The sequence below is a fragment of the Roseateles aquae genome, assembly GCF_032337115.1.
GTDB classification, from domain to species: Bacteria; Pseudomonadota; Gammaproteobacteria; order Burkholderiales; family Burkholderiaceae_C; genus Roseateles_C; species Roseateles_C aquae.
Genome location: NZ_JAVXZY010000001.1, coordinates 567,544 through 586,905, shown reverse-complemented (window position 1 = coordinate 586,905; position 19,362 = coordinate 567,544). Strand labels below are relative to the sequence as shown.

At 66.0% G+C, this 19,362-nt stretch carries 15 protein-coding genes; 4 read left to right on the top strand and 11 right to left on the bottom strand.

The window, feature by feature from the left end; translation table 11 throughout:
- Positions 1–83 precede the first annotated feature (83 nt).
- On the top strand, positions 84–1,376 hold the full coding sequence (locus RQP53_RS02560) for a CsgG/HfaB family protein (protein ID WP_315648462.1): 1,293 nt from the start codon (positions 84–86) through the stop codon (positions 1,374–1,376).
- Positions 1,377–1,378: 2 nt separating this feature from the next.
- On the opposite strand, the gene RQP53_RS02555 is transcribed toward RQP53_RS02560, so the two are convergent.
- Entirely contained in the window at positions 1,379–2,296 is a 918-nt protein-coding gene (locus tag RQP53_RS02555) for a DMT family transporter (RefSeq protein WP_315648460.1), read from the bottom strand.
- Between the two features lie 101 nt (positions 2,297–2,397).
- Here RQP53_RS02555 and RQP53_RS02550 point away from each other — a divergent pair, with 101 nt between their 5' ends.
- The gene (locus RQP53_RS02550) at positions 2,398–3,387 is read left to right on the top strand and encodes a quinone oxidoreductase family protein (protein ID WP_315648459.1); all 990 of its coding nucleotides are present in this window, start codon (positions 2,398–2,400) and stop codon (positions 3,385–3,387) included.
- On the opposite strand, the gene RQP53_RS02545 is transcribed toward RQP53_RS02550, so the two are convergent.
- The 3 genes from RQP53_RS02545 to lspA all read right to left on the bottom strand — a co-directional run bounded on the left by RQP53_RS02545 (position 3,376) and on the right by lspA (position 6,412).
- Positions 3,376–4,878, bottom strand: a complete 1,503-nt coding sequence (locus tag RQP53_RS02545; protein WP_315648458.1) for a hybrid sensor histidine kinase/response regulator — start codon at positions 4,876–4,878, stop codon at positions 3,376–3,378. The genes RQP53_RS02550 and RQP53_RS02545 overlap by 12 nt on opposite strands.
- Before the next feature lie 124 nt (positions 4,879–5,002).
- A complete protein-coding gene (locus RQP53_RS02540; RefSeq protein ID WP_315648456.1) occupies positions 5,003–5,836 on the bottom strand; it encodes a DUF2189 domain-containing protein in 834 nt (277 codons plus the stop codon).
- Between the two features lie 75 nt (positions 5,837–5,911).
- Entirely contained in the window at positions 5,912–6,412 is a 501-nt protein-coding gene (lspA, locus tag RQP53_RS02535) for a signal peptidase II (protein ID WP_315649184.1), read from the bottom strand.
- Between the two features lie 303 nt (positions 6,413–6,715).
- Here lspA and RQP53_RS02530 point away from each other — a divergent pair, with 303 nt between their 5' ends.
- Together RQP53_RS02530 and RQP53_RS02525 are read left to right on the top strand one after the other, a co-directional pair.
- Positions 6,716–7,174 (top strand): cache domain-containing protein, encoded by a 459-nt coding sequence (locus RQP53_RS02530; protein ID WP_315648454.1) that lies wholly within the window; start codon positions 6,716–6,718, stop codon positions 7,172–7,174.
- 87 nt (positions 7,175–7,261) lie between these two features.
- Positions 7,262–8,794: a methyl-accepting chemotaxis protein gene (locus RQP53_RS02525; RefSeq protein WP_315648453.1), complete on the top strand. Its 1,533-nt coding sequence runs from the start codon at positions 7,262–7,264 to the stop codon at positions 8,792–8,794.
- Between the two features lie 103 nt (positions 8,795–8,897).
- Here the strand turns inward: RQP53_RS02525 and ileS are convergent, their stop codons facing one another.
- The 7 genes from ileS to RQP53_RS02490 all read right to left on the bottom strand — a co-directional run bounded on the left by ileS (position 8,898) and on the right by RQP53_RS02490 (position 19,249).
- The gene (gene ileS / locus RQP53_RS02520; protein ID WP_315648452.1) at positions 8,898–11,759 is read right to left on the bottom strand and encodes an isoleucine--tRNA ligase; all 2,862 of its coding nucleotides are present in this window, start codon (positions 11,757–11,759) and stop codon (positions 8,898–8,900) included.
- A 148-nt stretch (positions 11,760–11,907) separates the two neighbouring features.
- The gene (locus RQP53_RS02515) at positions 11,908–12,930 is read right to left on the bottom strand and encodes a bifunctional riboflavin kinase/FAD synthetase (RefSeq protein WP_315648450.1); all 1,023 of its coding nucleotides are present in this window, start codon (positions 12,928–12,930) and stop codon (positions 11,908–11,910) included.
- A gap of 70 nt (positions 12,931–13,000) precedes the next feature.
- Positions 13,001–14,854 (bottom strand): ATP-binding protein, encoded by a 1,854-nt coding sequence (locus RQP53_RS02510; RefSeq protein ID WP_315648448.1) that lies wholly within the window; start codon positions 14,852–14,854, stop codon positions 13,001–13,003.
- 240 nt (positions 14,855–15,094) lie between these two features.
- Positions 15,095–15,841, bottom strand: coding sequence for a pseudouridine synthase (locus tag RQP53_RS02505; RefSeq protein ID WP_315649183.1), 747 nt, complete (start codon positions 15,839–15,841; stop codon positions 15,095–15,097).
- A gap of 18 nt (positions 15,842–15,859) precedes the next feature.
- Positions 15,860–16,879 (bottom strand): P1 family peptidase, encoded by a 1,020-nt coding sequence (locus tag RQP53_RS02500; RefSeq protein WP_315648447.1) that lies wholly within the window; start codon positions 16,877–16,879, stop codon positions 15,860–15,862.
- Between the two features lie 22 nt (positions 16,880–16,901).
- On the bottom strand, positions 16,902–18,011 hold the full coding sequence (locus RQP53_RS02495) for an acyl-CoA dehydrogenase family protein (protein WP_315648445.1): 1,110 nt from the start codon (positions 18,009–18,011) through the stop codon (positions 16,902–16,904).
- 59 nt (positions 18,012–18,070) lie between these two features.
- Positions 18,071–19,249, bottom strand: coding sequence for an acyl-CoA dehydrogenase family protein (locus RQP53_RS02490; RefSeq protein WP_315648444.1), 1,179 nt, complete (start codon positions 19,247–19,249; stop codon positions 18,071–18,073).
- Positions 19,250–19,362: the final 113 nt, after the last annotated feature.

The following is a 19,362-nucleotide window of genomic DNA, read 5'->3' as shown; positions in this document are numbered from 1 at the left end:
CCAGGCCCTGGCTGCTGGAGACAATGCGCGCCGTGCGTCGCGATCAAACCTGCGGCGCTGCAATTCTGAGCAAGGGGATGGCAATGCAAACAAGCAGATGGAAGCTGGCGCTGGGCGCCGTAATGGCGCTGGCGGCCGTGGGTGCGGCCCAGGCCGAAGAGACCAGCTCGCAGGTCGAGAAATGCTCGACCAAGCTCGGCGTGATCGCCGTGGCCGAGCCGCAGACCGGCTGGAATCACCTCTCGCAATACGGCCTGGGTTCGCCGGCTGCCTTGCTGCGGATGATGATCCAGCAGTCCGGCTGCTTCGACGTGGTCGAACGCGGCGTCGCGATGCAAAACCTGCAGCAGGAGCGGGCGCTGGCCCAGGGTGGCGATCTGCGCCAGGAGTCCAACGTTGGCAAGGGCCAGATGCAGGCGGCCGACTTTGTGATGACGCCCAATGTGCAGGTCGGCTCCTCGACCACCGGCGGTGTCGGTGGCGCGCTGTTCGGCAAGTTGGGCGTGCTCGGCGCCATCGCCGGCAGCCTCAAGTTCAAGGAAGCCTCGACCAGCCTGCTGGTGGCCGATGTGCGCTCCAGCATCCAGGTGGCGGCGGCCGAGGGCAAGGCGACCAAGACCGATTTCGGTATCGGCGGCTGGGCCTTTGGCGGCGGCGCGCTCGGCGCCTTGGGCGGCTACACCAGCACCCCCGAGGGCAAGATGGTGGCCGCCAGCTTCCTCGACAACTACAACAAGATCGTCCAGACCATCCGCGATCAGCCCTCGCTGATCAAGAGCAGCAGCGCAGCCGGCGATGCCAATGCTGCCGCCTCAACCAAGGCCGAGGCGCCACAGCAGGCCGGCCAGACGCTGTGCGCCAAGATCGCCAACGTCAAGGCCTATGCCGACGCGGCCAAGGACGCCAAGGTGGTGGCCACCGTGCCCAAGACCGAGGAGTTGATTGCCTCCGGCGAGGTCAAGAACGGCTTTGTTTATGTCGACGCGGCCAACTTCAGCGGCTGGGTGCAGCGCACCCTGGTCGGCGCCTGCGGCCCGGTGGCTGCAGCGCCGGCGCCGGCTCCGCTGACGACCGGCAGCGGCATCTACGGCAGTTTCAGCGGCAGCTTCTATGGCGCCGATCAGGGCAGCTTCACCGTGGTCGTGATGCCCAATGGCATGGTCAGCGGCCAGGGCCAGTCGGCCCAGACTGGTGCTTTTGGCATCCAGGGGGCGGTGGCGCCTAACGGCCGAGTGACGCTGACGGCCAATGGTCAGGCCGGGGGGGCCGTGTTCACCGGCGCCATCGATCCGATGAGCGGCGCCGTCAATGGCACCTGGCGCATGGCCCGCGGCAATGGCTCGGGCAGCTTCACCGGCAGCCGTCAGTCGCAATAAGCTCAGCGCCTTGCGCTGACGGCAATGCCGGCGGCAATCAGCGCGAAGGCGGCGCCGTGATAGGGCTGCGGCCACTCGCCCAGCATCGCCGCCGACATCAGCGCGGCGAACACCGGCGTCAGATTGCCAAAGAAGGCCGCCAGCGACGGGCCGGCCTCGGCCACGCCCAGGCCCCAGCAGCGGTAGGCGATCAGCGAGGGGCCGATGGCGACATAGACCAGGGCCAGCGCAAGACCTGGCCCCCAGGCCACCGGCGCGGCGCCGTGCCACTGCTCCAGGCCAGCCATGCTGCCGGCGAAAGCGAGGCCGAAGACCAGCTGTGCCATCAGCAGCTCGGCCCAATTCCAGTTCGGCCGCTGCTCGCCCTGCATCTCACTGCGCAAGAACCGCGGGGGGCGGGCCAGCAACCAGCTGTAGAGCGCCCAGGAAAAGATCGCCAAGAGCATCAGCATATCGCCGGGCAGGAACTGGATATGCGCCAGCGCCGCCAACTCGCCGCGTGCAATCACCAGTGCCACGCCGGCCAGTGAGAGCAGGGCGCCGAGCAGCTGGCGCGGGCTCGGCATGACGCCGAACAGCAGTGCGCCAATGGCCAGCATCCAGACCGGCAGGCTGGCGGCAATCAGCGTCACATTCATCGGCGTCGAACTGTGCAGCGCCTGGTACTGCAGTGCGTTGTAGCAGCCCATGCCCAGAAAGCCGACGACGGCGAAGTAGCGCCAGCGGCGCAGCAATTCGCCGCGCTGCGCGTAGAGGCCACGAGCCAGCGGCGCCAGCAGCACAAAAGCCAGGCTCCAGCGCAGCGCGTTGAGCAGCAGCGGCGGCACACTGCTGGCGACCAGGCGGCCGACCACCGCGTTGCCGGCCCACATCAGCGGCGGCAGGGTGAGCAAGAGGGCGAGCCGGGGCGTCAGCTTCATGGTGGGCGTGCAGCGTTTGGGGGGCATCCGTAATCACCGCAGGCGAATCCGGCTGAAGGCTGGCACGATAGCGGAATTCGCACTCCTCAGCAGGCACGCAGATGACAAGCGCACAAGCGGTTCGTATCGAGGCCCCCGGCGATGCCGGGCAGATGAAACTGGTCGAGCTGGAGCTCGGCGAACCCGGGCCCGGCGAGATTCGCATCCGCCACGTCGCCTGCGGCCTGAACTACATCGACATCTACCACCGTAGCGGCGTCTATCCGCTGCCCATGCCTTCAGGACTGGGCATGGAGGCGGCCGGTGTCATTGAGGCGGTGGGCGAGGGTGTTGAGCACCTGCGCGTCGGTGATCGCGCGGCCTATGCCAGCCAGCCGGTGGGCGCCTACTGCACGGCACGGGTGATGCCGGCCCGTTGCGTCGTGCGACTGCCCGATGCGATCAGCTTCGAGACCGGCGCGGCCATGATGCTGAAGGGACTGACCGCACAATACCTGCTGAAGAAGACGCTGCCCCAGGGCGGCCTGCAGCACGGCGATCATGTGCTCTTTCATGCCGCGGCCGGCGGCGTTGGCCTGATTGCCTGCAACTGGGCGCGGGCGCTGGGCCTGCAACTGATCGGTACCGCCGGCAGCGACGAGAAATGCGCGCTGGCCCTGGCCGCCGGGGCCAGCCATGTGATCAATTACCGCCGTGAAGACGTGGCCGCGCGGGTGCGCGAGATCACCGGCGGCCGGGGCGTCAAGGTGGTCTATGACTCGGTCGGCGCCGACACCTGGAATGCCTCGCTGGACAGCCTGGCGCCCTTCGGCCTCCTGGCCAGCTTTGGCAATGCCTCGGGCGTCGTGCCGCCGGTCGCCTTGGGCACCCTCAGTGCGAAGGGCTCGCTGTATGTCACCCGGCCAACGCTGTTCACCCATCTGGCCACCCGCGAAAGCACGCAGGCCATGGCCGACGAACTTTTTGCCGTGGTGCTGGGGGGGCAGGTGCAGATCCGCGTCGAGCAGCGCTACCCGCTGGCCGAGGTGGCCCAGGCTCATCGCGATCTGGAAGCCCGCACGACGGTGGGCTCGGGCGTGCTACTCGTGTGAGCCGCTGGGCTCAGGTCTTGCCTCAGCGCTTGGCGCCACTGGCAAGGTGATTTCAAAGCTGAAGCAGGAGCCGGTGCCAGGCTGGCTTTCGACCTGCACCTGGCCGCCCATCAGGTCGACCAGGCGCTGAACGATGGTCAGACCCAGGCCGGTGCCGCCAAAGCGCCGGGTGATGCTGCCGTCGGCCTGGCTGAAGGGGGCAAAGATCAGCCGAATTTGCTCCTGTGTCATGCCGATGCCGGTGTCATGCACCGAAAAGCGCAGCAGCACCGGGGCCGTGGCAGGCAGATCGCCGTCGTCCAGGCGCTGAACCTCCAGCCTGACCTCGCCGCGCTCGGTGAACTTCAGCGCATTGCCGACCAGATTGACGATGACCTGGCGCAGCCGCAGCGCGTCGCCCATGAGAAATTGCGGCACGCCCGGCTGCATCTTGGCGTGCAGCTGAATGCCTTTCTCATGGGCCTGCAGCAGCAGCGGGTGCAGCGACTCGCGCAGGCAGTCGTGCAGCGAGAAACGGCTGGCGTCGATCTGCACCCGGCCGGCTTCGATCTTGGCCACGTCCAGCAGGTCGTTGATGATGACCATCAAGCCCTTGGCCGAGCTGTGTGCCAACTCGATGAACTTGCGCTGCTTGTCGTTCAGCTCGGTGTGCAGCACCAGTTCGGTGAGGCCGAGCACGCCATTCATCGGCGTTCGGATCTCATGGCTCATATTGGCCAGGAAGGCGCTCTTGGCCTGGCTGGCAGCTTCGGCGGCCTCGCGGGCCGCTTCCAAGGCTTGCTGGGTGGCTTTGAGGTCTGCGATATCGCGAGCGTTGAGCTGCATCACCAGGTCGCCGGTCACCGGATCGCGCATTGGCCGTGCGTCCAGGCTGTGCCAGCGCCGCCCGCTGCTGGTGTTGAGTTCCAGGTCGGCGGCAAAAGTCTGGCCGCGCTGCACCTGGACCATGATGCGCTTGGCAATCTCAGCATCGGCGAAGAGCAAGGAGAAATCGGATTGCCCTCTTGCCTTGACCAGACCGGAAAAGAACAGCGCAGCTGCCGGATTGCGCATCAGCACGCTGCCGTCGCGCAGCGAAAACATGGCGATGCGCACCGAGGTGTGTTGCAGCGCTTCAACGCCTCGCAGCATCGACTTGTCGGTGCCGCCGGGCAGCGAGTCGGCCGCGAACAGCATCACCTGGCGGCGATCCGGCGTGCGCATGCCACGCGAGACCAGCATCACGGTCACCGGCTGACCCTTGGGGTAGAGCGTCCATTGCTCGCGCACGATCTTGCCTTGGGCATGATCGGCGGCGGTGACGGCCAGCCGCGAACGCACCACCTCGGTCATGTCGGCATGGCTGCGGCCGAGAAACTCCTCGGCGCTTTCGGCACGCCAGAAACTCAGTGCCGCAGCATTGGCCCAGAGATTGCGGCGCCGCTCCAGATCGAAGACCCACATGGGCACGTCGAGCCAGTCGTAATGGGACAAACTGGAGAAATCAAGCATGGGTGGATGGGGCGGCGGCCACGCTGTCGGCCGCGAGAAGCAGCTCGCATTGTCAACCGAGTGACAGCGGGCGCCGAGAAGATTTTGGCTGTTGCCGGCTTGCCGACCTCAGCAGCCTTGCTGCTCAGTCGGCCACGCTGGCCCGGTAGGCATGCCAGCTGGCATGGCCCAGCACCGGGCCGATGACCAGCAGTCCGGCAAAGCCGGGCAACATCGCCACGATCACCAGCAGCGTGATCAGCGCCCCCCAGAGCAGCATCACGCCGGTCTGGGTCAGCACCAGGCGCAGGCTGGTCAGCGCGGCAGTGATGGCGTCGACCTGCTTGTCCAGCATCATCGGGATGGAGATCACGCTGATGGCGAAGATCAGCCCGGCGAAAAGCGCACCGACGCCCAAGTAGGCGATGACGAAGCCGAGGTTCTCCGGGTCAAGGAACTTTTCGATCGAGCCGCCGAGATCAGGCATGCCATCAAAGCTGACGGCGAAGACGATCAGCGAGGCGCGGGCCCAGATCATCTCCAGGATCAGCAGCACGCCGCCAAAGATGGCCATCTGGCCCATATGGCTGTCCCAGGCGGTCAGCGAGTCGCCCAGGTCAGGGCGCTCGCCGCGCTGCAGCCGCATGCTGACCTGGTACAGCCCCATGCCCAAAAAGGGCCCCATCAACAGGAAACCGGCCGACAGGGCCAACAAGTAGGCAGGCGCGTGGCGATAGACCGTCAGCAGCAGCCAGCCCATCGCCATGAACAGGCAGCCGTAGAACGCGCCAATGACAGGCTGGCGTAGAAAGTCGCGCATGCCGGCCTGCAGCCATTGAAAGGGCTGCGCATAGCTCAGCGGGTGCAGGCGCAGGCTGAAGGCCGAGATGGCCTCGGTGTCGACAGCGGCGGCCTCAGGGGCAGCTTCCGGGTCGGTGGCCTCGGTGTTCGGATCGACTGGCGCTTCACTGGGCCTCATGGCGGCTGCTCCCTTCTGGATGCCGCAGCCTAGCCCGATAAAGCCCGCGAAGACAGCGTGGTTTCCAGGGGAGGGTCAGCCCCGACGGACGCGTCGCAACTCGTCCCAGATCAGCAGCACGGCGCCGATGGTGATGGCACTGTCGGCAATGTTGAAGGCTGGGAAGGTCCAGGCATCCTGATAGTGGATGGAAATGAAGTCGACGACGTAGCCATGCACCAGCCGGTCGATCACATTGCCGATCGCCCCGCCCAATATCAGCGACAGCGCCCAGGCAAAGAGCTTTTGCTGACCATGACGGCGCAGCAGCCAGATGATGAACAGCGTGGCTGCGGTGCCGAGACCGACGAAGAACCAGCGCTGCCAGCCCGCCGCGTGAGCCAAGAAATTGAAGGCGGCGCCAGTGTTGTGCCAGCGTACGACGTTGAAGAAGCTGGTGACGGTGACACTGCCACCCAGCTGGAAATTGCCGACGATCAAGATCTTGGTGAACTGATCGGCAAGAATCACAATCAGAGCGATGGCCAGCCACTGGAACAGAGGGGCGGCGGCGGAAGTGGAGCGCTTGGTGGACATGAAATGGGCAGATGCGGGCAAGGCCGTAACTGTAGCCGGCTCGGCAGGCTGCTCCGTTCTGGCAGCAGCCCGCGCTTCACGGAAGTGCTGAGTATTTTTCTGAGATGGCGTATCTTCTCCCCTCTGTTCGGCCATTCAGCGATCAGCTGGCTGCGCAGACTTCGTGAACTCAGACCTCGGGCCTGCGCCCGGGCAATGAGCGGTGTTCTCTTGAAACCGGTGCCCAAGCCGTTCACCTAATGCGGCAGCTGAATGGGGCGTGTGCGGGCAGCTTTGTCTTGTCACTTCAGGAAGGATGGAAACATGAAGCGTCTTTGCTCCCGTGCCCTGCTGGCTCTGGCCTGCGTGACCCTGGCTCCGGCCTACGCCGCTGACGGCGGCGCTACGCCGGATCAGGCGGTGCAGATGGTCAAAAAGGGCGTGGCCTATATCAAGGCCAATGGCACGACCAAGGGCTATGCCGAAATCACCAGCAAGGCCGGACAGTTCCGCCAGGAGGATCTCTACCTGGTCGTCTATGGCCTCGATGGCGTGGTCCACGCCCATGGCGCCAATGAAAAGATGGTTGGCCGCAATCTGATCGACTTGAAGGATGTCGACGGCAAGGCCTTTGTCCGCGAGCGGGTCGAGATGGGCAAAGCGAAGCCGAGCTTCTGGCAGGACTACAAGTTCACCAATCCCGAGAATAAAAAAGTCGAGCCGAAGTCAATGTATTGCGAGCGGCTGGAACAAACCGTGGTCTGCGGAGGCGTCTACAAATGAGTTGATGTGAGGCCGCCCCACTTCGGGCGGCGCTTGGTCAGGGAGTAGTAAAAAATGAGACTTGGACCCAAGCTCTTAATGGCGCCAATGGCAGCCATCAGCATCGTCTTGTTGGCGGCCGTGGTCAATGCCGGCCTGTCGAGCCGGCAGGCGGCCACGGCGCGCGCTGAGTTTGCGAACTCGATACAGGTTTTCAAGACGCTCAGCGCCCAGCAGGAGTTGCTTGGCGCTGTGCATTCGAGGTCGTACCGGGCCGTTGCACTGGTTGCCTCGCTGGACGATGCACAGGTCAAGGCGGTGCGTGCCAAGCTGGCGCAGCAGATGGGCGGCATCAAGCAGCAGTTGCAAGGCCTGCTCGAGGCTGAGTCTGCTGACGACACGCTGCGCAAGACCGTCGCCGATGCCTCGGCGCTGATCGACAACTATGTCAAGCAGGCCGATCAGGCGATTGACATGGCCTCGGTCGATCCAAACGTTGGCGTGGCTGCGATGCAGAACGCCGACAACAGCTACGAATCTCTGGCCAAGCTGCTCGCCAATGTGGTGGCACAGATCGAACAGGATGCCGAGGAGATGGCGCAGGCTGCAGCCGTGCGCGAGCGAACCCTGCAATGGAGCACCGGTGCGGCCGCCCTGTTGGCCGCGCTGTTGGCGGCTGCCGCCATCATCATCGTCAAGAACCGCTGTGTGAGCGACCTGCAGAAGGCCCAGCGCCTGACCCAGGCCGTGGCCGAAGGTGATCTGACCCAGCCGATCAACTCCGACCAGGATGACGAGGTGGGCGACCTGCTGCGCAGCCTGGCCGATATGCAAGCGCGGCTGCGGGTGCTGGTGGGGGAGCTGCGCCAGAGTGCTGATCGCATCCAGGTCTCGAGCACCGAGTTCGCTACCGGCAACCACGACCTGAGCACGCGCACCGAGGTGGCGGCCAGCAATCTGCAGCAGACGGCCTCCAGCATGGACCAAGTCAATGGCAATGTGCGCCAGACCGCCGATGCCGCGGTGCAGGCCAATCAACTGGCCAGCACAGCCTCGGCAGTGGCACAGCGTGGCAGCGAGGTGGTGGTGCAGGTGGTGGAGACGATGAATGGCATTAATCACGCCAGCAGCAAGATCGCCGACATCATTGGTGTGATCGACACCATTGCTTTCCAGACCAATATCCTGGCCTTGAATGCGGCAGTCGAAGCGGCGCGGGCCGGCGAGCAGGGGCGCGGCTTTGCCGTGGTGGCGGCCGAGGTGCGTGGTCTCGCGCAACGCAGCGCTCAGGCCGCGCGGGAGATCAAGAGCCTGATTGGCGCCAGCGTCGAGCAGGTGGAGTCGGGCACCCGGCTGGTCAGTGATGCCGGGCGCACGATGGAGGAAATTGTCGCCAGCGTGCGCCAGGTCAGCGACATGATTGTGCGCATCACCGCAGCCACCGCAGAGCAGAGTGAGGGCATCGGCAAGATCAGCGACGCCGTGACCCAACTCGACCACATGACACAGCAGAATGCGGCCTTGGTCGAGCAGAGCGCGGCGGCGGCCGAGTCGCTGCAGGATCAGGCGGAGCGGCTGGCGGGCGTGGTGGGCAGCTTCCGCACCTTGGACGGGCAGGACCTACCGGCCAGGCCGGCTTGAACGGAAGCTGGCGACGCCTCGCGGTCGACGGAAGCAAAAGGGGCGTTGCTCCTTGTGAGCAACGCCCCTGATTGCTTGTGGCCAGGCTGTCGCGGATCTCCGATCACGCGAACTGGCGGGCCTCGCCGCTGCCGTGCAGATTGCTGTCGCAGCGGCCGCACAGCGTCGGATGGGCGGGATTGCTGCCCACGTCGAAGCGGTAGTGCCAGCAGCGCTCGCACTTCTGTGCCGTCGAGGGGCTGACCGTCACCGTCAACTCGGCCGCCTCGCTGATGGTTGCGGCTGAGGTGATCAGCACGAACTTCAGATCCTCGCCCAGGCTTTGCAGCAGGGTCAGGTCTTGCGCATTGACGCCCAGGGCGACTTCGGCCTGCAGTGACGAGCCGACCTGGCCGGCGGCGCGCACCTCTTCGATGGCCTTGTTGACCGCCTCGCGGATGGTGCGAATGCGGCTCCACTTGGCCAGCAAGTCGGCATCGGACTGGCCTTGCGGGAACTTCCAGAAGGTCTCGGTGAAGATGCTCCTGCCGGCGTGGTCGCCGTCGAAAACCTGCCAGGCTTCCTCGGCAGTGAAGCTGAGGAAGGGTGCCATCCAGCGCAGCATCGCATGGCTCAGCTGCCACAGTGCCGTTTGCGCCGAGCGGCGGGCCAGGCTCTTCGGGGCCGTGGTGTAGAGGCGGTCCTTCAGCACATCGAGGTAGAAGCCACCGAGGTCTTCCGAGCAGTAGACCTGCAGCTTGGCCACCACCGGATGGAACTCGTAGCGCTGGAAGTGCGCGAGGATTTCCGTTTGCAGTTCGGCGGCGCGGGCCAGCGCATAGCGGTCGACCTCCAGCAGCTGGTCCAGCGGCACGGCGTCAGCCTTGGCATCGAAGTCGCTGACATTGGCCAGCAGGAAGCGCAGCGTGTTGCGGATGCGGCGGTAGCCGTCGACGACGCGGGCGAGGATTTTCTCGTCCAGGCCGAGGTCGCCGGAGTAGTCGGTCGCTGCCGTCCACAGGCGCAGGATTTCGGCACCCATCTTGTCGCTGACCGCCTGCGGTGCGACCACATTGCCGACCGACTTGCTCATCTTGCGGCCCTGGCCGTCAACGACGAAGCCGTGGGTCAGCAGGCCCTTGTAGGGCGCGCGGCCATAGAGTGCGCAGCCAATCAGCAGCGAGCTGTGGAACCAGCCGCGATGCTGGTCGTGGCCTTCCAGATAGAGATCGGCCTCGGGTCCGCTGTCGTGGGCGGCACCGGCATGGCTGCCCTTGAGCACGTGCTGGAAGGTCGAGCCGGAGTCGAACCAGACGTCCAGGATGTCGCTGCCCTTGCTGTACTCGGCCGCTTCGGCGCCCAGCCAGTCGGCCGCGTCCAGCTTGGCCCAGGCTTCAACACCGCCGGCCTCGACGATCTCGGCGGCGCGCTCGATGAACTCCAGCGTCTTCGGATGCGGCAATCCGCTGTCCTTGTGCAGGAAGATGGGCAGCGGCACGCCCCAGGAGCGCTGGCGCGAGATGCACCAGTCGGGCCGGCCGGCGATCATGTCGCGCAGGCGGGCACGGCCGTTTTCAGGATAGAAGCTGGTGGCGTCGATGGCTTCCAGCGCGGTCTGGCGCAGGCTCTTCTCGGCCTTGTCGAGGGCGAACAGGCCTTCGCCCTCATCCATGCGCACAAACCACTGCGCTGCCGCGCGGTAGATCACTGGCGTCTTGTGGCGCCAGCAGTGCGGGTAGCTGTGGGTGATCTTTACATGCGAGAGCAGGCGGCCGGCGTTTTCCAGCGCTTCGGCGATGACAGGGTTGGCTTTCCAGATGTGCAGGCCGCCGAACAGTGGCAGGCTGGCCTCATAGCAGCCGTTGCCCTGCACAGGGTTCAGGATGTCCTTGAAGGCCATGCCGTGCGACACGCAGCTCTGGAAGTCATCCAGGCCATAGGCGGGCGCGGAATGAACGACGCCGGTGCCGTCTTCCGCGGTCGCGTAATCGGCCAGGTAGACCGGGCTTTCGCGATCAAAGCCGGCGTCAACATGCGCCAGCGGATGCTTGAACTTCAGCATCGCCAGGTTCTTGCCCTGCGTGGTGGCCAGCACCGTGCCTTCGAGCTTCCAGCGCGCCAGGCATTTCTCGACCAGGGCTTTGGCGACCATGAAGATGCCGCGCGGCGTGTCGACCAGCGCGTAGGGCAGCTCGGGGTTCAGGTTCAGCGCCTGGTTGGCCGGGATGGTCCAGGGCGTGGTCGTCCAGATGACGGTGAAGGCCTCCTTGGCCAGCGCGGCCAGACCAAAGGCGGCGGCGAGCTTGTCGGGCTCGGCGCTCAGGAAGGCGACGTCAACGGCCGGGCTTTGCTTGTCCTGGTACTCGATCTCGAACTCGGCCAGCGAGGAGCCGCAATCAAAGCACCAGTACACCGGCTTCAGGCCACGATAGACGAAGCCACGTTCGAACAGGCGCTTCAGGACACGGATCTCGCCGGCTTCGTTCTTGAAGTCCATGGTGCGGTAGGGGCGGTCCCACTCGCCCAGCACGCCCAGGCGCTTGAAGTCCAGGCGCTGCGCGTCGATCTGCTCGCCGGCATAGGCGCGGCTCTTGGCCTGCACCTCGTCGCGCGGCAGGCCGCGGCCGTGGGTCTTCTCGATCTGGTTCTCGATCGGCAGACCGTGGCAGTCCCAGCCCGGGATGTAGGCGGCATCGAAACCCTCGAGCTGACGCGCCTTGACGATCATGTCCTTGAGGATCTTGTTCGCCGCATGGCCGATATGGATCTGGCCGTTGGCATAGGGCGGGCCGTCGTGCAGCACGAACTTCGGCGCGCCGCAGCGTGCATCGCGCAGCTGCTTGTAGATGCCTTGCTCTTCCCATTGCTTGACCCAGCCCGGCTCGCGCTTGGGCAGGTCGCCGCGCATCGGGAAGGGGGTGTCGGGCAGGTTCAGCGTCGCTCGGTAGTCGGGCGCGGCGGTATCGGGCTTGGTGGTGTCGTTCATGGCGGCGGCAGTTCTTTGCTGGACGGGCAGACGGAATCGGGATCAGGGCAGGGGGCCCGTCAAGTGAGGTGGGCACTGCAGCGCGGCGGCTGCGGTGCAAATGCGCTAGGACGTTAAGGCGGCGAAGCGAGGCGGCCGGGGCGCCGCGTCAAATTCGGTCGCGGGTGGTCTGGCGGCGCACCGCGGCATGGGTGGCGAGGAAGGCACGTGCGTTGTCCACGTCCCGACGGATCGCAGCCGTCAGGGCTTCCAGGCCCTCGTAGCGGGCTTCATCACGCAGTTTGTGCAGCAGTTCCACGCGCACGAGTTTACCGTAGGCCCCGTTGCAGCCCAGATCGGCCGGCCAGGCTAGGCAGTGCACCTCCAACAAGACGCGGCCGGCGTCCTCGATGGTGGGGCGCACGCCCAGTGAGGCGACGCCGTCCAGCGGCTGCTCGCCCAGGCCATGGGTGCGCACCGCGTAGATGCCCATGGCGGCGGGCTTGTCGTGCGGGAAACGCAGGTTCAGCGTGCGAAAGCCATCGTCGGCGCCTGGCGCCGAGGCACCCAGGCTGCGCCCCAGTTTCTGGCCGTGCACGACGTGGCCGGAGATCGAATAGGGGCGGCCCAGCAGTCGTGCAGCGGCCTCCATATCGCCGGCGGCCAGCGCCTCGCGCACGGCCGAGCTGCTGACGCGCAGGCCGTGGACTTCGTAGCTCATCATCCGCGCCACATCGAAGCCGTGGGTGCGGCCGGCCGCGTCCAGCGTGGCGTAGTCGCCCTGGCGCTTGGCACCGAAGCGGAAGTCGTCACCGACCAGCACATAGCGCGCATTCAGGCCGCGGCCCAGCACCTGGCTGATGAAGTCCTGCGCGCTCAAGGCGGCCAGGCGCTCGTCAAAACGCAAGACGACGACCTGATTGATGCCGCAGCGCTCCAGCTCGCTGAGCTTGTCGCGCAAGGTGGCAATGCGTGCCGGTGCCAGCTCAGGCTTGCCGAGGCGCGCAGCAAAGAAATCGCGCGGATGAGGCTCGAAGCTCATCACGCAGGAAGGCAGGCCACGGTGCTGGGCCTCGGAGCGTAGCAAGGCCAGCATGGCCTGGTGGCCGCGATGGACGCCGTCGAAGTTGCCTATCGTCAGCGCACAGGCGCTGGCGATGCCGGGATGTTGGAAGCCGCGAAAAACCTGCATGGGGGGCGATTATCCGGCCTGCCGGCGGGTTCCCGGACCAAGGGCAGCAGCGAGTGCTCCCAGCTGGTGCTCAGGCGAAGGCCAGCGCTTCGGCCGTGATGCGGCTGAGACCCTCTTCGTGCGGGCGCAGATGACGCTGCACGACCTGCAGCAGATCGTCCATTTCAAACGGTTTGACCAGGTAATCGTCCATGCCGCAGGCCAGGCAGCGATCACGGTCGCCGTTCACCGCGCTGGCGGTCAGCGCGACGATGGGCGTGCGGGCCAGCGATTCGCGGGCCTCATGCTGGCGCCAGGCCAGCGTGGCCTCGAAGCCGTTCATCTCGGGCATCTGGCAGTCCATCAGCACCAACTCATAGCGGCCGGCCTGCAGCTTCTCCAGCGCCTCGCGGCCGTGCTCGGCGGCATCGACGCGCAGTCCGCAGCGCTCCAGCATGCTGGCTGCCACCAGCACGTTGACGGCACTGTCGTCGACCAGCAGCACCCGGCCTTGCAACTGCGGCAACGTGTCGCGCGGGGGCGGGTCGACTTGGGCGCTGATCTGAGGCGCACAGCTCAGCAGCGGCAGGGTGAATTCGAAGACCGAACCTTGGCCGGGTGTCGAGGCGCAGCGCAAATCGCCGCCCATGGCGCGCGCCAGTTCGCGTGAGATCGTCAGGCCGAGGCCGGTGCCGTCGCGCCGCCGTGAGGCCACGCTTTCGGCTTGCTCGAAGGGCGCGAACACGCGCTCCATCTGATCGGCCGCGATGCCCTCGCCGGTGTCACGCACGGCAAAGCGCAACAGCGTGCCGGCGCGCATGTCCAGAATCGTCGAGACCTCGACGCAGACGCTGCCGCGCTCGGTGAACTTGATCGCATTGCCGACCAGATTGTGCAGCACCTGCTTGATGCGTGAGGCATCGCCCAGCGCGTGGCTGGGCAGGCCGCTGGCCATTTGCAGGTCGAAGTCCAGGCCCTTGTCGCGTGCCGTCTCGCCGAGCAATTGGCAGACATCGTCAACCACCTCGCGCACCAGCACCGGCCCGGACTCGACGACCAGCTTGCCCGACTCGATGCGGGCCAGGTCGAGGATGTCATTGACCAAGGTCAGCAGGTGGCGGCCGGAGCGGCGCACGATGTCGACCTGCTCGCGCTGCTTGGCGTCCAGAGGGGAGCGCTCAAGCAACTGGGTCATGCCGAGGATGCCGTTGAGCGGGGTGCGAATCTCGTGGCTCATCACTGCGACGAAGCGGCTCTTGCTGGTGCTCGACAGCTCGGCGCTTTGCAAGGCCTGCTGGCGCTGTTCGGCCACGAAGGCGTTTTCGAAGCGCAGGCGCAGCAGTTCGTTGTGATGGGCTTCGATGCGCCGCGATTCATAGATCGAGACAGCCAGGAACAGGCCCAGGCCAAGCACGCTGAGCCAGCCGGCCGGCGTGCCGGCGAGCGCCTGGTACAGCATCAGCGGCGCGAAGGTGACCGAGGCAAACAGCAGATGGGCGCGGAACACCGCGCCGAGGGAGAAGAGGCCGATGGCACCGAGGGCCACGATGCAGGCCAGGATGATGCCGTTCAGGTCCGGCACGGCCGGTGTATGGAAATACCAGCCCATCGCGCCCCAGCTGAGGCCGTCCAGCGTCAGCAGCGCCAGGTGGCGGCGGCGCCAGGGAGCGATCTCCTGCGGCCCGGGGGCGGCACGGCGGAACTGCATCACATCGGCGCAGCGCGCCAGCACGATCAGGCTGCGCAACGCGAACCAGCCGCCGAGCAAGTCGTGCGGCAGGTGCGGCCACAGCAGATAGACCGGAAAGATGCAAAAAAGCCATCCCGCCAGCGTCGGTGGAATGGTCAGCTCATACAGCGAGGCGACGCGCGCGGCTTGCACCTGCGCGTCGATGGCGGCCTTGCCGGCCTCGCTTCCTCCGCCCCTCGTGGGCCCAACTGTCATGTTTTCGTTCATCCCGAACAAGTCGGCCCGCATCTGTGGCGAACTCGATCTTGCATAGATGGGGAATTATTTGGATGCCCCTGATACGTTTAGTTTCTACTCGGAATATGACAGCAGGACTAAGGGGAAGCCCCCGGTGCGTCGCAAACAGACCTCAGGGAATACGTGTGTTTGTGCGAATAGCAAGATCAGAGCGGGGTCAGATCTTGCCTGGCGCAGGCCTCGAGCCTGACTGAGGCCTCAGAGCTTGGCAATCAGGTCGGGGCTGGCGACCCAGATCCATTGGCCCGGGGCCAGGTCTTGCGGCAGGCGCAGTGCGCCGAATTGCGGGCGATGCAAGGCCTCGACGCGATTGCCGGCCGCGGCCACCATGCGCTTGACCTGGTGGTACTTGCCCTCGGTCAAGGTCAGGCGCAGGCCATGGCTGTCAAAGGCCTCTGCGGCCTCGGCACGGGCCAACTCGGGCGGCCGTGGTGGTCGGGGCTTGCCGCTCGGATCGGGGCGGCGCAGCTCGGGTTCATGCAGCTCAACGCCGTCGGTCAGCGCCTTGACCATTTCGGCCGTGACCGGGTGCTTGCAGCGCGCCTCGTAGACCTTGGGCACATGGTGCTTGGGGCTGGTCAGCTTGTGGATCAGGGTGCCGTCGTCGGTGAGCAGCAGCAGCCCCGTGGTGTCTTCGTCCAGGCGACCGACTGGCTGCACATTGCGTTCGCGCAGCGGCGCAGGCAGCAGGTTCATCACGCTGGGGTGATGCTTGGGCTTTTGCGAGCACTCGTAGCCGCTGGGCTTGTTGAGCAGGATCAGTGCCTTGTCGTAGAAGGGCCAGGTCTTGCCTGAAACCTCGAAGCTGAAGCCGCTGGTGTCGAACTCGGCATCCGGGTCGTCGATGACGTCGCCATTGACGCTGACCTCGCCGTTGTAGATCAGACCGGCACACAGCCGGCGCGAGCCGAAGCCCTGGGAAAAAAGGATTTGGGAGAGGCGCATCATCATGGCGCGATTGTCTCAGACGGTCCGCTGCAGCTGCCGCCAGCTCGGGATGGCGGGCAGCCCGGCTTGAGTCCACGGCGTGGCGCTGTAGATGGCCTGCAGAACGGCCCGTGTCGTGACCTCGGCGGCCAGCGTGCCCAGCCAGGTGAGGTCTGCTGCCTGCTTGGCATGTCCGGTGGCCAGCGCGAACATCACATCGCCATCGCTGGGCGTGTGGATGGGGTTGATGCAGCGGGCCAGGCCGTCGTGCGACATCTGCGCCAGCTTGGTCGCCGCCGGCTTGTTCAGCGGCGCATCGGTGGCGACCAGGCCGATGGTGGTGGCACTGCCGCGCAAGAGGCTGGCGGGGCGTTCGCCGGCCAGCAGGGCGGCGGCCGCACTGCGTGGCCGGCCATTCGCGTCGCGGCTGCCAGCCAGCACAAGGCCGGTGACGGGGGCCAGCACATCGCCAACGGCATTGACGGCCACCAGCGCCGCCACCGTGATGCCATGCAGGCGGATCGACGCCATGCCGATGCCACCTTTCATGGCCCGCGCCGTGCCAAAGAGCTTGCCGACGGTGGCGCCAGCCCCGGCACCGACCGAGCCCTGCAACTGGCAGCTGGCGCTGGCGGCTTCGCAGGCCGCATAGCCAGCCTGGGCATCGGGCGTGATGCTGGGGTCGCCGACCCAAAGATCGAACAGCACCGCGGCCGGCACGATGGGCACGCAGGCGGGGCCGACGCTCAAGCCATGGCCGCGTTCCAGCAACCAGCGCATCACACCACTGGCGGCATCGAGGCCAAAGGCGCTGCCGCCGCTCAGGCAGATGGCATGAACGCGATCGACGGTGTTCTCAGGGCGCAGCAGATCGGTTTCGCGGGTGCCGGGCGCGGCGCCGCGCACATCGACGCCAGCGACGGCGCCGGCTTCGCAAAGCACCACGCTGCAGCCGGTCGGGCGGCGCGGGTCGGTGTGGTGGCCGAGCTTGAGCCCGGCGACATCACAAACGCTGCCCAGCAGGGCGGGGGCGGGCGTGGCGGTCGAGGTGCTCATGCGGCGATTGTGCCGCGGCGGCTCAGGCGAAAACGCCGGCGGTGTCCTGCATCCGGGCTGCGACTTCGCCGAGATGGTGCAGGCCGTCGCCGAACTGCATTTCCATCGTCGTCAGGCGCTTGAAATAGTGGCTGGAGATGTACTCGTCGGTTACGCCGATGCCGCCATGCAGCTGGGTGCACTGCTGGCCGACGAAACGCATGGACTGGCTCAGCTGTACCTTGGCCTGCGAGACGGCGCGGCGGCGCTGGGCGGCATCTTCGCCAAGCTTGAGGCTGGCGTAGTAGCTCATCGATCGCGCCAGCTCCAGCTGCATCTTCACGTCGGCAATGCGGTGGCGCAGCGCCTGGAAGCTGGCGATGGCGACGCCGAACTGCTTACGGGTGTTCATGTACTCGACGGTGATGGCCACCAACTGCTCCATGGCGCCGACGGCCTCGGCTGCTTGGGCGGCGATGCCGATGTCGATGGCGAACTCCAGCGCGTCCAAGCCCTTGTCGGCACCGACCAGCTGCGTGGCGGGGCAGTCGTTCAGCATCAGCTCGGCGGCTGCGGAGCCGTCCTGCAGGAGGTAGGAGCGGCTGCTCAGGCCGGCCGCGCCGCGTTCCACCAGATAGAGAGCGATGCCTTCACCCGATTGCGCGGGCACGATGAAGGCATCGGCGTCGGCGCCGGCCGGCACCAGGCTCTTGCTGCCGCTCAGCCGGCCGCTCTGCGCCACCGTAGAACAGCGGTCGAGGCGGTAGCGGGCGCCGCGTTCCTGATGCGCGAGCACGATCAGTGCCTCCCCCGCCGCGATGCGCGGCAGCCAGGTGGCCTGCAAGGCTTGCTCGCCCATGGTCAGCAAAGCTGGCGCGATCAGGGCGCCCTGGGCATAGGGCTCCAGCACGATGCCACGGCCCAATTCCTCCATCACCACCATCGCGTCGATGGCGCCAAAGCCCAGCCCACCGTGGGCTTCGGGTACGGCCAGGCCCATCAGGCCGAGGCCGGCCAGGCCTTCCCAGTTGCTGCGGCTGAAACCGCCAGCGCGCACGGTAGTGCGGCGGTGCTCAAAGCCGTAGTCCTTGTCGACAAAGCGGCGCACCGCGTCGCGCAGCGATTCCTGGTCGTCGGTGAAGTCAAAGTCCATCGCGAACTCCTCGGATGTAAAAGCGCTTGATCAAGGCTATGGGTCTGCTGTTGCGGGCCTCAGCCCAGCAGCGTCTGTGCAACGATGTTTCGCTGCACCTCGTTGGAGCCGCCGTAAATCGTCGTCTTGCGGTAGTTGAAGTAGTGGCTGGCCAGGGGCGCGCAGTGCGCGGCGCCAACGTGATCACCCTGCCAGCCGGCTTCCATGGCGTCGTGGATATAGGGCAGGGCATAGGGCCCGGCGGCCAGCATCATCAGCTCGGCGTAGCGCTGCTGGATCTCGCTGCCGCGAATCTTCAAGAGGCCGGCCACATCAAGGCTCTGCTTGCCGCTCTTCTCGGCGGAGAGCACACGCAGCACCATCATCTCCAGCGCGATGATGTCGACCTCCAGCAGCGCGATCTGGTCGCGCAAGCGCGCGTCCTCATCGACGCCCTCGGCGCGGGCGATGCGCTTCAGGCGCTCCAACTCGCGCTTGGCACGGTTGACGTCGGCGATATTGGTGCGCTCATGGGCCAGCAGGTATTTGGCATAGGTCCAGCCCTTGTTTTCCTCGCCCACCAGGTTCTCGACCGGGACCTCGACGTTGTCGAAGAACACTTCGTTCACCTCATGCTCGCCGTCCAGCATGATGATGGGCCGCACCGTCACGCCCGGCGACTTCATGTCGATCAGCAGGAAGGAGATGCCGGCCTGCGGCTTGACGCTGCTGTCGGTACGCACCAGGCAGAAGATCCAGTCGCCGTACTGGCCCAAGGTGGTCCAGGTCTTCTGGCCATTGACGATGTAGTGATCGCCGCGCCGCTCGGCGCGGGTCTTGACCGACGCGAGGTCGGAGCCCGAGCCTGGCTCGCTATAGCCCTGGCTCCACCAGACCTCCCCGCTCATGATGCCGGGCAGATGGCGCTGCTGCTGCTCCGGCGTGCCGAAGGCCATGATCACCGGTGCCACCATCACCGGTCCAAAGGGCACGACCCGCGGCGCGCCGGCCAAGGCACATTCCTCTTCGAACAGATGTCGCTGCACCGCATTCCAGCCCGGGCCACCAAACTGCTTGGGCCAGGCCCAGCCATGCCAACCTTGCTTGCCCAGGATCTTGGCCCAGCGCTGCAAATCGTCTTTGGACAGCCGCAGCGCGTTGTGCACCTTGTGGCTGATGTCGGCGGGCAGATGGGCGGCAACCCAGGCTCGAATCTCGGCGCGAAAGGCCAGTTCTTCCTCGGTGAAGTTCAGATCCATGCGATGTCCTCGAAACGATGCAGGCGGTATGGAGGGTGAGCTGCTTGCTGGCCGTCGTTTTAGCACGATCGTTCGTTTTTGCCTGTCCCTGCAGAGACACGCCAGCCTTGCAC